The organism is Pseudomonas sp. B22129, from assembly GCF_044218875.1.
Classification (GTDB): domain Bacteria; phylum Pseudomonadota; class Gammaproteobacteria; order Pseudomonadales; family Pseudomonadaceae; genus Aquipseudomonas.
Genome location: NZ_CP162592.1, coordinates 6501978 through 6516202 on the forward strand (window position 1 = coordinate 6501978; position 14225 = coordinate 6516202).

The 14225-nt window shown below is 61.0% G+C and carries 12 protein-coding genes; 5 read left to right on the plus strand and 7 right to left on the minus strand.

The features are described 5' to 3' along the window. The first annotated feature begins 240 nt into the window (after nucleotides 1–240). The gene (locus tag AB4P94_RS29580) at nucleotides 241–1623 is read left to right on the plus strand and encodes an MATE family efflux transporter (RefSeq protein WP_395608606.1); all 1383 of its coding nucleotides are present in this window, start codon (nucleotides 241–243) and stop codon (nucleotides 1621–1623) included. Here AB4P94_RS29580 and tusA read toward each other — a convergent pair. Next, nucleotides 1620–1871, minus strand: a complete 252-nt coding sequence (gene tusA, locus AB4P94_RS29585; RefSeq protein WP_395608607.1) for a sulfurtransferase TusA — start codon at nucleotides 1869–1871, stop codon at nucleotides 1620–1622. The genes AB4P94_RS29580 and tusA overlap by 4 nt on opposite strands. A gap of 136 nt (nucleotides 1872–2007) precedes the next feature. Next, on the minus strand, nucleotides 2008–3084 hold the full coding sequence (gene rlmM, locus AB4P94_RS29590) for a 23S rRNA (cytidine(2498)-2'-O)-methyltransferase RlmM (RefSeq protein WP_395608608.1): 1077 nt from the start codon (nucleotides 3082–3084) through the stop codon (nucleotides 2008–2010). A 196-nt stretch (nucleotides 3085–3280) separates the two neighbouring features. On the opposite strand from rlmM, the gene acnA reads away from it, so the two are divergent. Then, a complete protein-coding gene (gene acnA, locus AB4P94_RS29595; RefSeq protein ID WP_395608609.1) occupies nucleotides 3281–6022 on the plus strand; it encodes an aconitate hydratase AcnA in 2742 nt (913 codons plus the stop codon). Nucleotides 6023–6149: 127 nt separating this feature from the next. Here the strand turns inward: acnA and AB4P94_RS29600 are convergent, their stop codons facing one another. Further along, nucleotides 6150–7088, minus strand: coding sequence for an aspartyl/asparaginyl beta-hydroxylase domain-containing protein (locus AB4P94_RS29600; RefSeq protein WP_395608610.1), 939 nt, complete (start codon nucleotides 7086–7088; stop codon nucleotides 6150–6152). A gap of 108 nt (nucleotides 7089–7196) precedes the next feature. Beyond that, nucleotides 7197–8171 (minus strand): cysteine synthase A, encoded by a 975-nt coding sequence (gene cysK, locus AB4P94_RS29605; RefSeq protein ID WP_395608611.1) that lies wholly within the window; start codon nucleotides 8169–8171, stop codon nucleotides 7197–7199. A 124-nt stretch (nucleotides 8172–8295) separates the two neighbouring features. Here cysK and AB4P94_RS29610 point away from each other — a divergent pair, with 124 nt between their 5' ends. From AB4P94_RS29610 to AB4P94_RS29620, 3 genes are all read left to right on the plus strand, one after another. Further along, a complete protein-coding gene (locus AB4P94_RS29610) occupies nucleotides 8296–9372 on the plus strand; it encodes a DUF748 domain-containing protein (protein ID WP_395608612.1) in 1077 nt (358 codons plus the stop codon). A gap of 228 nt (nucleotides 9373–9600) precedes the next feature. Further along, complete coding sequence (locus AB4P94_RS29615) at nucleotides 9601–10446, plus strand: MoxR family ATPase (RefSeq protein ID WP_003210690.1); 846 nt, start codon at nucleotides 9601–9603, stop codon at nucleotides 10444–10446. Beyond that, nucleotides 10446–11624 (plus strand): VWA domain-containing protein, encoded by a 1179-nt coding sequence (locus AB4P94_RS29620; protein ID WP_016975243.1) that lies wholly within the window; start codon nucleotides 10446–10448, stop codon nucleotides 11622–11624. Before AB4P94_RS29615 ends, AB4P94_RS29620 begins: the two co-directional genes overlap by 1 nt. Nucleotides 11625–11741: 117 nt before the next feature. On the opposite strand, the gene AB4P94_RS29625 is transcribed toward AB4P94_RS29620, so the two are convergent. From AB4P94_RS29625 to AB4P94_RS29635, 3 genes are read right to left on the minus strand one after another with little or no spacing between them, the layout of a single operon-like run. Continuing rightward, on the minus strand, nucleotides 11742–12650 hold the full coding sequence (locus tag AB4P94_RS29625) for a biotin-dependent carboxyltransferase family protein (protein WP_395608613.1): 909 nt from the start codon (nucleotides 12648–12650) through the stop codon (nucleotides 11742–11744). Continuing rightward, nucleotides 12647–13351, minus strand: a complete 705-nt coding sequence (gene pxpB / locus AB4P94_RS29630; RefSeq protein ID WP_395608614.1) for a 5-oxoprolinase subunit PxpB — start codon at nucleotides 13349–13351, stop codon at nucleotides 12647–12649. Before pxpB ends, AB4P94_RS29625 begins: the two co-directional genes overlap by 4 nt. Continuing rightward, the gene (locus AB4P94_RS29635; protein ID WP_395608615.1) at nucleotides 13348–14088 is read right to left on the minus strand and encodes a 5-oxoprolinase subunit PxpA; all 741 of its coding nucleotides are present in this window, start codon (nucleotides 14086–14088) and stop codon (nucleotides 13348–13350) included. The genes pxpB and AB4P94_RS29635 overlap by 4 nt, the downstream gene beginning before the upstream one ends. Between the last annotated feature and the right edge of the window lie 137 nt (nucleotides 14089–14225).

Below are 14225 nucleotides of genomic sequence, written 5' to 3' on the forward strand. Positions count from 1 at the left end.
GCGGACTCGCAGTGTACAGGTGTGGGAGCTGGCTTGCCTGCGATGCTGACACCTCGGTCTATCAGCTGTACCGAGCTGATGCTATCGCAGGCAAGCCAGCTCCCACACAAGCCGGCCCCACAGGGGGTCAGCGTCTGCGAGAGAGGCGCTTACAAATCGCTAACACAGGTTTTTTCCTGACCACTGCGTCAACGCGTAGACTTCGCCGTCCTTTGCAACACTTTTACTGGACACTCGCACGTGAACATCGCCACCCCCGCCCTCTCCCGCCCCGCCCGCGTCAGCCGCGAGGTGCGCAGCCTGTTGAGCCTGGCCCTGCCGATCATGATCGGGCAACTGGCGACCACCGCCATGGGCTTTGTCGATGCGGTGATGGCCGGGCGCGTGAGCTCTCGGGACCTGGCGGCTGTGGCCCTGGGCAACTCGATCTGGATTCCGGTGTACCTGCTGATGACCGGCACGCTGCTGGCCACCACGCCGAAAGTTGCCCAGCGTTTCGGTGCCGGCCAGCACACCGACATTGGCCCGCTGGTGCGCCAATCCTTGTGGCTGGCAGTGATGGTTGGCCTTACGGCGCTGCTGATGCTGATCAGCGCCGAACCGATCCTGCACGCGATGAACGTCGACCCTGAACTGATCAAACCCTGCATGGCCTACCTGCACGGCATTGCCTCGGGCATGCCGGCCATCGCCCTGTATTACGTGCTGCGCTGCTTCAGCGATGGCCTGGGGCGCACGCGGCCGAGCATGGTCATGGGCTTGTGCGGGCTGGCGTTGAATATTCCGCTGAACTACGTGTTCATCTATGGCCACTTCGGCGTGCCGGCCATGGGCGGTGTAGGTTGTGGCTGGGCCACGGCCATCGTGATGTGGGTGATGATGCTCGGCCTGGCCGCGTGGACCCGCTGGGCACCGGTTTATCAAAGCAGCGAGTTGTTCAAGCGTTTCGACTGGCCGCAATGGGCAGTGATCAAGCGCGTACTGAGCATCGGTTTACCGATTGGTATCGCGGTGTTCGCCGAGTCGAGCATCTTCGCGGTGATCGCCCTGTTGATCGGCAGCCTGGGGGCCAACGTGGTGGCCGGCCACCAGATCGCGCTGAACTTCAGCTCGCTGGTGTTCATGATTCCCTACTCTTTGAGCATGGCGGTCACCGTGCGCGTCGGCCAGGCGCTGGGCCGTGGCGAACCGCGTGAAGCGCGCTTTGCCGCCGGGGTCGGCATGGGCACCGCACTGACCTACGCCTGCCTGTCGTGCAGCCTGATGCTGTTGTTTCGCGAACAGATCGCGGCCATCTATACACCCGACCCGCTGGTGATCCACGTCGCCTCAATGCTGATCGTGTTTGCCGCGCTGTTCCAGTTCTCCGACGCGATCCAGGTCACTGCCGCCGGTGCCCTGCGAGGTTACCAGGACACACGGGTGACCATGGTGCTGACGCTGTTTGCGTATTGGGGTGTCGGGTTGCCGGTAGGTTACGCCCTGGGGCTGACCGAATGGCTGGGCGCCGCCAGCGGGCCGAGTGGCCTGTGGCAAGGGCTGATAGTGGGCTTGAGCTGCGCGGCGGCGATGTTGGTGATCCGCCTGGCACGCAGTGCGCGCCGGCGGATTCGCCTGGCTTAAGCAGACTTCTTGCGAATCCAGTACAGGTACGTACCGGCCTGCTCCTGTTGATCCACCAGTTCGTGGTCGAGAAACACACAGAACTTGGGGATATCGCGGCGGGTCGAGGGGTCGGTCGCGATCACCTTGAGCAAGCCGCCGGGGGGCAGGTCGCGGATGTGCTGGTGCAGCATCATTACTGGTTCCGGGCAGTTGAGGCCGGTGGCGTCGAGGGTGGCGTCTATTGGCAAATCGAGAGGCTGACTCATACATCACTCCTGAATCGGGCGCCGCTTAAAATGTGGGAGCGGGCTTGCTCGCGAAGACGCGGGCACATTCAACATAAATTTCGACTGTTATACCGCTTTCGCGGGCAAGCCCGCTCCCACATTTTGACTTGTGTCATTAGCGGGATTTGGGTTTCTTCGCGTTATCCAACCGGCGCAAATGACACGTCACTTCCTCACGGTCGTGATACAGCTGCTTGCAGCCAATCTCCACGCGAATACCCCGCGCCTTGAAACCGTCCTCAATGCGCTCCAGCAAGCGTTTCACCTCTGCGTAACGCTGCTTCATCGGCAACTTCAGGTTCACCACCGCCTCGCGGCAATGCCCTTCACCGATCCAGGTTTCAAGCAGGGCGGCGTTGCGCGCGGGCTTCTCGACGATGTCACACACCATCCAGTCCACCGGCTGCTTGGGCACGAAGGTAAAGCCGTCAGCCATCAAGTGCTGCACCAGGCCGGTGTCCATCAGGCTTTCGGCCATGGGGCCGTTGTCGATGGCGGTCACCAGCATGCCACGGTTGACCAACTGCCAAGTCCAGCCGCCGGGGGCTGCGCCGAGGTCAACGCCGGTCATGTCGCCGTGCAGGCGCTCGTCCCACTGGTCGCGGGGGATGAAGTGGTGCCAGGCCTCTTCAAGCTTCAGCGTCGAACGGCTTGGGGCTTCACGCGGGAATTTCAGGCGCGGAATGCCCATGGGCCACATCGCCGAGTTGTTCGACTCAGCCAGGCCCATGAACACTTCGCGGCCACTTTTGAAGGTCAGCAGCAGGCGCGGCTTGCTCGGGTCGTCCACCAGCTTGCCAGCGTTGAGCAAGGCCTTGCGCAGGTGCACTTCGAATTTCTTGCAGAAATTCGACAGCTCCTTGCCGTCGTTGGTGTCGACCATTTCCAGCCACAGGCTGCCGCACACCGGAAATTCGCGCAGGTGGGCGAGGATCACGCTGATGCGGTCGGTTTCCGGCAGGTCGATAAACACCCCGCGCGCCCACTGCCGCGGGAAGATCAGCTCGGCAAAGCGCTGGCCGTGCATCAAGCGCTGGGCGCCGTCTTCTTCGGTGCAGACAAATTCGGCGCAGGCGCTGCCGGTCTTGGCTTTGGCGTAGCCGGATACGTTCAGGCGCGCGGCATGCTCCGCGATCTCGGAACAGACTTCGCCTTCAAAACCCGGGCGGCAGTGCATAAAAAGGGTGTTCATCAACTCTCCAAGTGAATCAACCGGCCTTGCGCTGTCGCAATGCCTGTCATGAAAACCCGCGCATGATAACGGAGTTCGGAACCTTGGACTTAACGATAGAGTCCAGTTATTAGCCTGCTAATGAAAACAGGGCTAAGTTAAAAGCTCTGTTCGTCCCGTCAGGTCCGTAGCCGTGCGGACCATAAGGAGTCATGTAATGTCATCCGTTGATAGCCTGAGAACCCTTAAAACACTGGAAATAGACAGCAAGACCTACCACTACTTCAGCTTGCCCGAAGCCGCCAAGAGCCTGGGTGACCTGGGCAAGCTGCCAATGTCGCTCAAGGTGCTGCTGGAAAACCTGCTGCGCTGGGAAGACAACAAAACCGTCACCGGCGCCGACCTCAAGGCCATTGCCGCCTGGCTCAAAGAGCGCCAGTCCGACCGAGAAATCCAGTACCGCCCCGCCCGCGTGCTGATGCAAGACTTTACCGGCGTACCCGCCGTGGTCGACCTGGCCGCCATGCGCGCCGCCGTGGCCAAGGCCGGTGGCGACCCGCAGCGCATCAACCCGCTGTCGCCGGTAGACCTGGTGATTGACCATTCGGTGATGGTCGACAAGTTCGGCAATGCCGACGCCTTCGAGCAAAACGTCGACATCGAAATGCAGCGCAACGGCGAACGCTACGCCTTCCTGCGCTGGGGCCAGAGCGCTTTCGACAACTTCAGCGTGGTGCCGCCAGGTACCGGTATCTGCCACCAGGTCAACCTGGAATACCTGGGCCGCACCGTCTGGACCAAAGACGAAGACGGCCGCACCTACGCCTTCCCCGACACCCTGGTCGGCACCGACTCCCACACCACCATGATCAACGGCCTCGGCGTTCTGGGCTGGGGCGTGGGCGGGATCGAAGCCGAAGCGGCGATGCTCGGCCAGCCGGTGTCGATGCTGATCCCGGAAGTGATCGGCTTCAAACTCACCGGCAAGCTCAAGGAAGGCATCACGGCCACCGACCTGGTGCTGACCGTGACCCAAATGCTGCGCAAGAAAGGCGTGGTGGGCAAGTTCGTCGAGTTCTACGGCGACGGCCTGGCCGACCTGCCGCTGGCTGACCGCGCGACTATCGCCAACATGGCCCCGGAATACGGCGCCACGTGCGGCTTTTTCCCGGTGGATGACGTCACCCTGGACTATCTGCGCCTGTCCGGCCGCCCTGCCGAAACCGTCAAACTGGTGGAGGCCTACACCAAGGCCCAGGGCCTGTGGCGCAACGCCGGCCAGGAGCCGGTGTTCACCGACACCCTGGCGCTGGACATGGGCAGCGTCGAAGCCAGCCTCGCCGGCCCCAAACGCCCACAGGACCGCGTGGCCCTGCCAAACGTCGGTCAGGCGTTCAGCGACTTCCTCGACCTGCAATTCAAACCGACCAACAAAGAAGAAGGCCGCCTGGAAAGTGAAGGCGGTGGCGGCGTCGCCGTGGGCAATGCCGATTTGGTGGGCGAAACCGACTACGAGTATGACGGCCACACCTATCGCCTGAAAAACGGCGCCGTGGTGATTGCGGCCATTACCTCCTGCACCAACACCTCCAACCCCAGCGTGATGATGGCGGCGGGGCTGGTGGCGAAAAAGGCCGTGGAAAAAGGCCTCACCCGCAAGCCATGGGTGAAAACCTCCCTGGCGCCGGGCTCCAAAGTGGTCACCGACTATTACAAGGCGGCGGGCCTGACCCAATACCTCGACAAGCTCGGCTTCGACCTCGTTGGCTACGGCTGCACCACGTGTATCGGCAACTCCGGGCCGCTGCCCGAGCCGATCGAAAAAGCCATCCAGAAAGCCGACCTCGCCGTCGCCTCGGTGTTGTCCGGCAACCGTAACTTCGAGGGCCGCGTGCACCCGCTGGTGAAAACCAACTGGCTGGCCTCGCCGCCGCTGGTCGTCGCGTATGCCCTGGCAGGCACAGTGCGTATCGACATCAGCAGCGAGCCATTGGGTAACGATCAAGACGGCAAGCCGGTGTATCTCAAAGACATCTGGCCGAGCAGCAAAGAGATTGCCGACGCCGTAGCCCAGGTCAGCACCGGCATGTTCCACAAGGAATACGCCGAGGTGTTTGCCGGTGACGAGCAGTGGCAGGCCATTGAAGTGCCGCAGGCAGCGACTTACGTATGGCAGAAGGACTCCACCTACATCCAGCATCCGCCGTTCTTTGACGATATTTCCGGGCCGTTGCCGGAAATCAAAGACGTCAAAGGCGCGAACGTGCTGGCCTTGCTGGGCGATTCGGTGACCACCGACCACATCTCCCCCGCCGGCAATATCAAGACCGACAGCCCCGCCGGGCGCTACTTGCGCGAGCAAGGCGTGGAACCGCGAGACTTCAACTCCTACGGCTCACGCCGCGGCAACCACGAAGTGATGATGCGCGGCACCTTTGCCAACATCCGGATCCGCAATGAAATGCTCGGCGGTGAGGAAGGCGGCAACACGCTCTATATCCCGACCGGTGAAAAAATGGCGATCTACGACGCGGCCATGAAATACCAGGCCTCGGGCACGCCGCTGGTGGTCATTGCCGGGCAAGAATACGGCACGGGCTCGAGCCGCGACTGGGCGGCCAAGGGCACCAACCTGCTGGGCGTGAAGGCGGTGATCGCCGAGAGCTTCGAGCGGATCCACCGTTCCAACCTGGTGGGCATGGGCGTGCTGCCGTTGCAGTTCAAGCTGGATCAGAACCGCAAGGCGCTCAAGCTGACCGGCAAGGAGAAGATCGACATTCTTGGGCTCACAAATGCCGAGATCGAGCCGCGGATGAACCTGACGCTGGTGATTACACGGGAGGATGGCAGCAGCGAGAAGGTTGAGGTGCTGTGCCGGATTGATACGTTGAACGAGGTGGAGTACTTCAAGGCGGGGGGGATTTTGCACTACGTGCTGCGCCAACTGATTGCTTCCTAAGCAACACTGCAAGCTCAATGTGGGAGCTGGCTTGCCTGCGATAGCGGTGGGTCAGCTAATCAAATGTTGACTGGCCTGCCGCCATCGCAGGCAAGCCAGCTCCCACATTTTTTGACCGTGTTTCAAGTCAACCGAACAACCACTTCCACAGCAGTACCAGAACCACAACCGCCAACACCGGCCGCGCAATGCGGTACGCCTTCGGATGCTTGCGCTTCCACTGTTTGACCTTGCCACTGAACTTGTCGCTGAACGTCTTGCTCCAGGCATACGCCTGGTTGATCCCGCCAACGCGCTCGTCGTCCAGATTCTGCGGCGCCGTCGCGCGGCCCAGCTGCTTGCTGACCCAACGGTTAACGCGGGTCATCAGGCGGTTGCTCAACGGACGCTCGATGTCGCAGAAGAGAATCACACGGGTGTGTTCGGTCTCGTTCTTCACCCAGTGCACGTAGGTTTCGTCGAACATCACGTCTTCGCCGTCACGCCAGGCATAAACCTGGCCATCAACAAAGATTCGGCAATCGTCGGAGTTCGGCGTGGACAACCCCAGGTGATAACGCAGGGAACCGGCAAACGGGTCGCGGTGCGGGTTGAGGTGGCTGCCGCCCGGCAACAGCGCGAACATCGCACCTTTGACGTTGGGAATGCTGCTGACCAATGCCACGGTTTTCGGGCACAGCGCCTCGGCCGACGGCAGCGGTTTGTCGTACCACTTGAGGTAGAAGCGCTTCCAGCCTTTCTTGAAGAACGAACCGAAACCGGCGTCGTTGTTCTTTTCAGCGGCGCGGATGTAACCCTCGTCGAACAGGTGCATGGCCTCTTCGCGGATCACTTCCCAGTTGTCCTTGAGCACATCCAGTTCCGGGAACTTGCTGCGGTCCAGGTACGGCTTGGACGGCACGGCGGAAAACAGGTACATCAAGGCGTTATACGGGGCGAACAGCGCCGAATGGTTGACGAACTGGCGCAACACCGGCAAACGCGCCTTGCCGCGCAAATGCACATACAGAATGCTGCCGATAAATAGCAGCAACACCGACAGTTTGGCGGCCAAAGAAAAGGTCATGCAGCAACTCCTGAAAATATGCGCCTGGCCAACAGCAGACGTAGCAGCCGGCCATGATAAACACTTGGGCCATTATGCAGAAGGCCCAGGCCGACCGGCTGACTTACATCAAGCCTGGTTTTCCTGCTCGGTAAACAAATCGCTGAACAGCATGCTCGATAGGTAGCGTTCACCGGAGTCCGGCAGGATCACCACAATGGTCTTGCCCTGCATTTCCGGCTTCTCGGCCAGGCGCACCGCCACGGCCATCGCGGCGCCGCAGGAGATGCCGCACAAAATCCCCTCTTCCTGCATCAAACGCAGGGCCATGGCCTTGGATTCGTCGTCAGTCACCAGCTCAACGCGGTCCACCATCGATAAATCGAGGTTTTTCGGCACAAAGCCGGCGCCAATCCCCTGGATCTTGTGCGGGCTCGGCTTGATCTCTTCACCGGCCAGCGCCTGGGTGATCACCGGCGACACAACAGGCTCGACAGCGACCGACAGAATCGGCTTGCCCGCAATATTTTTGATATAGCGCGACACCCCGGTGATGGTGCCGCCGGTGCCCACGCCCGCTACCAGCACGTCTACCGCGCCGTCGGTGTCGTTCCAGATTTCCGGGCCGGTGGTTTTCTCATGGATCGCCGGGTTGGCCGGGTTTTCGAACTGGGCCGGCATAAAGTACTGAGCCGGGTCACTGGCGACGATTTCGCCAGCCTTTTCAATGGCGCCTTTCATGCCTTTGGCCGGTTCGGTCAGCACCAGTTCGGCGCCCAAGGCCTTGAGCACTTTACGTCGCTCGATGCTCATCGACGCCGGCATGGTCAGCAGCAGCTTGTAGCCCCGCGCGGCGGCGACAAACGCCAGGCCAATCCCGGTGTTGCCCGACGTCGGTTCGACAATGGTCATGCCCGGTTTGAGTTTGCCGCTGCTTTCGGCGTCCCAGATCATGTTTGCGCCAATGCGGCACTTCACCGAGTAACCCGGGTTGCGCCCTTCGATCTTGGCCAGGATGGTCACGCCGCGCGGGGCAATGCGGTTGATCTGAACCAGGGGCGTGTTACCGATGGAGTGCGCGTTGTCTGCAAAAATGCGGCTCATGACGGGTCCTTAAGGCGATTTCAAGAAGGCCCCAAGGGTATGCCTCAGGCCTTTGGGCGTCCAGTCAGAGGAACGTTGCGCCCGCGCGTGCGGTCCATCGCCTATACCGTTGGAGAGCATTGACATGAAACGTCGCTACAGTGGGCTGCTATGGATCGTCGCCGTACTGGTGGTATTGCTGATCGCCCTGGACCTGGCCCTGCCCTATCTGGTGCGCAATTACCTGAACGACAAACTCGCCGACATGGGCGACTACCGGGGCCAGGTCACGGACGTGGACGTGGCCCTGTGGCGCGGTGCGTACCGCATCAACGGCCTGAAAATCGTCAAGGTCGACGGCAAGGTACCGGTACCGTTCGTCAATGCGCCATTGATTGAATTTGCTGTCAGCTGGCACTCCCTGTGGTACGACCACGCCGTGGTTGCCGAAGGCCATTTCGTACGGCCTGAAATCAACTTCGTCGACGGCGGCGCCAACAAACAGGCGTCCCAGACGGGTAAAGGCACGGATTGGCAGCAACAACTGAAAAAACTATTGCCGATCACGCTCAATGAAGTGCGCATCGAAGACGGCAAGATCGCCTTTCACAACTTCAGCTCCAAACCGGTGGTGAATATCAGGGCCACTGAGGTCAACGCCAGCCTCTACAACCTGACGAACGTGGTGGACCTCAAGGGCAAACGCGACGCACGGTTCGAGGGCAAAGCCCTGCTTCAAGGCCAGGCGCCACTGGAAGCTACCGCCACCTTTGACCCGTTGAATGACTTCGAAGATTTCGAATTCCGTTTCCGCGCCCGTGACCTGGAGCTCAAACGCATGAATGACTTCGCTTCGGCCTATGGCAAGTTCGACTTCAAGGCCGGTACGGGCGACGTGGTGATTGAAGCACAGGCCGAAAAAGGCCAGCTCACCGGTTACATCAAGCCGCTGCTGCGCAATGTTGAAGTGTTTGACTGGCAGCAGGACGTCGAGAACAAAGATAAAAATATCTTTCGCTCAATCTGGGAAGCCGTCGTCGGCGTCAGCGAAACCGTGCTGAAAAACCAGAACAAAAACCAGTTTGCCACCCGGGTGGAACTCAGTGGCAGCGTGCACCAGCAAAATATCAGCGCGTTCTCGGCTTTTTTGGCGATTTTGCGTAACGGTTTCATCCAGGCCTTTAATGCCCGCTATGAACAGCCCAAGCCTAGCGCCGATTAAATGTTGGAGCTGGCCCTTGTGGGAGCGGGCTTGCTCGCGAAGGCGGGGTGTCAGCCACCGGATACTGCGACTGATACACCGCTTTCGCGAGCAAGCCCGCTCCCACACTGGCCAGCTCGTGCACCTGTGGCGTGACCGGCCATTCAGAGACTGAATAACCCGTCTGCGTTCACAGTCGCCGGGGCTGCGCGGTATAGTCGGGCATTGCTGATTTTCGAGGAATGACCGATGAAGTTCGAAGGCACCCAGGCCTATGTGGCTACCGATGACCTGAAACTGGCCGTCAACGCCGCCATCACCCTGGAGCGGCCTTTGCTGGTCAAGGGCGAGCCGGGCACCGGCAAGACCATGCTGGCCGAGCAATTGGCCGAGTCCTTTGGCGCCAAGCTGATCACCTGGCACATCAAATCCACCACCAAGGCCCATCAAGGCCTCTACGAGTACGACGCGGTCAGCCGCCTGCGCGACTCGCAGCTGGGCGTGGACAAAGTGCACGACGTGCGCAACTACCTTAAGAAAGGCAAACTCTGGGAAGCGTTCGAATCCGAAGAGCGGGTGATTCTGCTGATCGATGAAATCGACAAGGCCGACATCGAATTCCCCAACGACCTGCTGCAAGAACTCGACAAGATGGAGTTCTACGTCTACGAAATCGACGAGACCATCAAGGCCAAGAAGCGCCCGATCATCATCATTACCTCCAACAACGAAAAAGAGCTGCCGGACGCCTTCCTGCGCCGCTGCTTCTTCCATTACATCGCCTTCCCCGACCGCACCACCCTGCAAAAAATCGTCGATGTGCACTACCCCGACATCAAGAAAGACCTGGTCAGCGAAGCGCTGGACGTGTTCTTTGATGTGCGCAAAGTACCGGGCCTGAAGAAAAAGCCGTCCACCTCCGAACTGGTCGACTGGCTCAAGTTGCTGATGGCCGACAACATCGGCGAAGCCGTGCTGCGCGAGCGCGACCCGACCAAGGCGATTCCGCCGCTGGCCGGTGCCCTGGTGAAGAACGAGCAAGACGTGCAGTTGCTGGAGCGTCTGGCGTTCATGAGCCGTCGCGGTAACCGCTGATGCTGCTCAACCTGTTCAATGAAATGCGCGCCGCCAAGGTGCCGGTGTCGGTGCGCGAGCTGCTCGACCTGATCAACGCGCTGAAAATGCGCGTGACCTTCGCCGACATGGACGAGTTTTATTACTTGGCCCGGGCAATCCTGGTGAAGGACGAACGGCATTTCGACAAATTTGACCGGGCGTTCGGCGCCTACTTCAATGGCCTGGAAAAACTCGACGACCACCTGCAGGCGCTGATCCCCGAAGACTGGCTGCGCAAGGAGTTCGAACGTTCGCTGACCGATGAAGAGCGCGCGCAAATCCAGTCCCTCGGCGGCCTCGACAAACTGATCGAGGAATTCAAAAAACGCCTCGAAGAACAGAAAGAACGTCACGCCGGCGGCAACAAGTGGATCGGCACCGGCGGCACCAGCCCGTTCGGCTCCGGCGGCTATAACCCGGAAGGCATCCGCGTCGGCGACGCGGGCAAGCGGCAGGGCAAAGCCGTGAAGGTGTGGGACCAGCGCGAGTACAAGAACCTGGATGATCAGGTGGAACTGGGCACGCGCAATATCAAGATCGCCCTGCGCCGCCTGCGCAAATTTGCGCGCCAGGGTGCGGCTGAAGAGCTGGACATCGACGGCACCATCGACCACACCGCCCGCGACGCCGGGCTGCTAAACATCCAGATGCGCCCGGAACGGCGCAACACCATCAAGCTGTTGCTGCTGTTCGATATCGGCGGCTCGATGGACGCCCATGTGAAGATCTGCGAAGAGCTGTTCTCGGCCTGCAAAACCGAGTTCAAGCATTTGGAGTATTTCTACTTCCACAACTTCGTGTACGAATCGGTGTGGAAGAACAACCAGCGCCGCACCTCGGAACGCACCTCGACCCAGGATTTGCTGCACAAATACGGTGCCGATTACAAAGTGATCTTTATTGGTGACGCATCGATGGCGCCCTACGAAATCACCCAGGCGGGCGGCAGTGTGGAGCACTGGAACGAGGAACCTGGCTATGTGTGGATGCAGCGTTTCATGGCCAAGTACAAGAAGCTGATCTGGATTAACCCGTACCCGAAAGACACCTGGGGGTATACCGCGTCGACGGGGATTGTGCGGGAGTTGGTGGAGGATCAGATGTATCCGCTGACATTGCGCGGATTGGAAGAAGGGATGCGTTTTCTCTCCAAGTAAATGGAGATCCAAATGTGGGAGCGGGCTTGCTCGCGAATGCGGCGGGCCAGTTAACGATGTGCTGGCTGACCCACCGCATTCGCGAGCAAGCCCGCTCCCACATTTTGGATTGTGGCGTTAGTTAAACCGCTGTAGATATTCGAGGTGCTGCCGGTGCGCCGTCTCCTGCACCACCGGCGCCAACCTCACCTTTTCCCCCGGCAAACACTGCGCCAGCCGCGCCAGCGCCAAGGGCGTCAATGCACCCAACCGCGGGTACCCACCAATCGTCTGCCGGTCATTGAGCAATACAATCGGCTGCCCGTCCGGTGGCACCTGGATCGCCCCCAAGGGAATGCCCTCGGAAATCAATGACGGCCCCTGATATTGCAAGGGCGTGCCCAGCAGGCGCATGCCCATGCGGTCGGCGCGACTGTCCAGCGCCCACTCGGTGTTGAACGCATCGAACAGGCTTTGGCCGCTGAACTGGCCAATTTGCGCACCGACGATCACGTCCAATGGCGCCTTGGCCGGCAAATCCGGCGTACTCAATACTTTCATCGCCCCGCCCACCCCGGAATACGCCAGGCGCCCGCCTTCGGCCAACGCCTTGCCAGAACCGTCCACCCCGCCCAGTTCCTCGCGAACCACCGTGGCACAACTGCCCAGCACGTGCGGCGCATCAAACCCGCCCGGCGCCGCCAAGTAAGCCCGCGCACCGTTGAACGGTTGGGTAAAGCGCAAACGCTGGCCCTTTTGCAGGATAAAACTGCGCCCCGGGCTGATGGCTCGCTCGTCGATGTACGCGCCCAGGTCCGCACCGGCCAGCGCCAGCAAACAATAGTCCTCGGCCTGCACGGTAAAGCCGCCCAGGGTGATTTCCACCACCGGCGCATCCAGCGCATTGCCCAGCAGCCAGTTGGCCCAGGACATCGACACCCAATCCAGCGCGCCGCCCTGGGTCACGCCCAAATGGCGCACGCCGAAACGCCCGGCGTCCTGCAGCAGGCACAGCGGCGTGCTGGCCTCGATGATCAAGCGGCTCATGCCTGCGCCTCCAACGGCGTGTCGTCGCCACCTGATTTGATGAATTCAGCGTGATCGACGGGTTCGAAGCGCACGGTGTCGCCGGGTTGCATCAGGCTGTAGCCGTCGCGCTCGCGGTCGAAGAGTTTGGCCGGGGTGCGGCCGATCAGGTTCCAGCCGCCCGGCGAAACCACTGGGTAAGCGGCGGTTTGCCGCTCGGCGATGCCGACGCTGCCGGCCGCCACGCGTTTGCGCGGCGTATTGAGGCGCGGCGTGGCGAGGCGTTCATCCACCAGCCCCATGAAAGCAAAGCCCGGCGCAAAGCCGAGGGCGAACACCTGGTATTCATGGGCGCTGTGACGGCGGATCACGTCGTCTATCGACAGCCCGCTGCGCTGGCTGAGCAGCGTCAGCTCGGGGCCGACACTCAGGTCGTACCACACCGGCAGCACATGGCACTGGCCGCTGCCCTGCGCCTGGGGTTGCAGGTCGGTCAGCGCCTGTTCGATCAGCTCGCGGGCCTGGGCCGGGTTCAGAGCCGTGAGGTCGTAATGCACCATCAACGTGGTGTAGGACGGCACCAGATCCACCAGCGCCGCGCCAAAACCTTCACGCAAACGCCGGGTGGCAGCGAGCATCCATGGCATGTTGGTTTCAGCGATCACCTCAAACAGGCGCACCATCAGGCAGTCGATGGCCACCACTTCAATCCGCGCCTTCATGCTGGCTTCAACGCCTCGCGAATGCGCTGCACGGCGGCAATCGAACTGGCGTTGTCGCCGTGTACGCACAGGGTGTTGGCCTGCAGCAGCAAGGCGCTGCCGTCGCTGGCAGTCAGCGGTTCTCCACGGGAAATGGTCAGCGCTTGTTGCACGATGGTGTCGGCGTCGTGGTGCACGGCGCCCGGCAGCTGACGGGACACCAGGTGGCCCTTGGCATCGTAAGCGCGGTCGGCGAAGGCTTCGAACCACAGGCTGACGCCGTACTCATCGCCCAATGCTTGCGCGGCGCTGTTGTCGCGGGTGGCCAGCAGCATCAATGGCAGGTCGCCATAAGCCGCAACAGCCTGGATCACTGCACGCAATTGCGCCGGGTTGGCCATCATGTCGTTGTACATTGCGCCGTGGGGTTTGACGTAGCTGACCCGCGCCCCCTGAGCACGGCAGATGCCGTCGAGGGCGCCGATCTGGTAGTGCAGCAGGTCCTGGATTTCCTGGGGCGTGTAGTTCATGGAACGACGGCCGAAGCCTTGCAGGTCCTGATACGCCGGGTGCGCCCCTACTTGCACGCCGTGCTTGAGGGCCAGGCTGACGGTCTTGCGCATGATGCTCGGGTCGCCGGCATGAAAGCCGCACGCCACGTTGGCGCAATCAATGAACGGCATGACCTCGGCGTCCAGACCCATTGTCCAGTTGCCAAAGCTTTCGCCAATATCGCAATTCAATAGCAGACGGCTCACGGCGGGTGCTCCTGTAGGCTTTATAGTTTTTGTAGTGTGGGATTTTTCACACAGAACTCGCAACTTGTCCTGACACCCCAACGACGCTTATCGTGGAATAGCTCGATTTTTGGCGCTGGCCCGGTACGGCGTCCAAC

What these genes read in the sequence shown, in the direction of transcription:
- tusA (WP_395608607.1), bottom strand. Translation starts at nt 1,871, where the DNA reads ATGAGTCAGCCTCTCGATTTGCCAATAGACGCCACCCTCGACGCCACC.
- rlmM (WP_395608608.1), bottom strand. Translation starts at nt 3,084, where the DNA reads ATGAACACCCTTTTTATGCACTGCCGCCCGGGTTTTGAAGGCGAAGTC.
- acnA (WP_395608609.1), top strand. Translation starts at nt 3,281, where the DNA reads ATGTCATCCGTTGATAGCCTGAGAACCCTTAAAACACTGGAAATAGAC.
- AB4P94_RS29600 (WP_395608610.1), bottom strand. Translation starts at nt 7,088, where the DNA reads ATGACCTTTTCTTTGGCCGCCAAACTGTCGGTGTTGCTGCTATTTATC.
- cysK (WP_395608611.1), bottom strand. Translation starts at nt 8,171, where the DNA reads ATGAGCCGCATTTTTGCAGACAACGCGCACTCCATCGGTAACACGCCC.
- AB4P94_RS29610 (WP_395608612.1), top strand. Translation starts at nt 8,296, where the DNA reads ATGAAACGTCGCTACAGTGGGCTGCTATGGATCGTCGCCGTACTGGTG.
- AB4P94_RS29615 (WP_003210690.1), top strand. Translation starts at nt 9,601, where the DNA reads ATGAAGTTCGAAGGCACCCAGGCCTATGTGGCTACCGATGACCTGAAA.
- AB4P94_RS29620 (WP_016975243.1), top strand. Translation starts at nt 10,446, where the DNA reads ATGCTGCTCAACCTGTTCAATGAAATGCGCGCCGCCAAGGTGCCGGTG.
- AB4P94_RS29625 (WP_395608613.1), bottom strand. Translation starts at nt 12,650, where the DNA reads ATGAGCCGCTTGATCATCGAGGCCAGCACGCCGCTGTGCCTGCTGCAG.
- pxpB (WP_395608614.1), bottom strand. Translation starts at nt 13,351, where the DNA reads ATGAAGGCGCGGATTGAAGTGGTGGCCATCGACTGCCTGATGGTGCGC.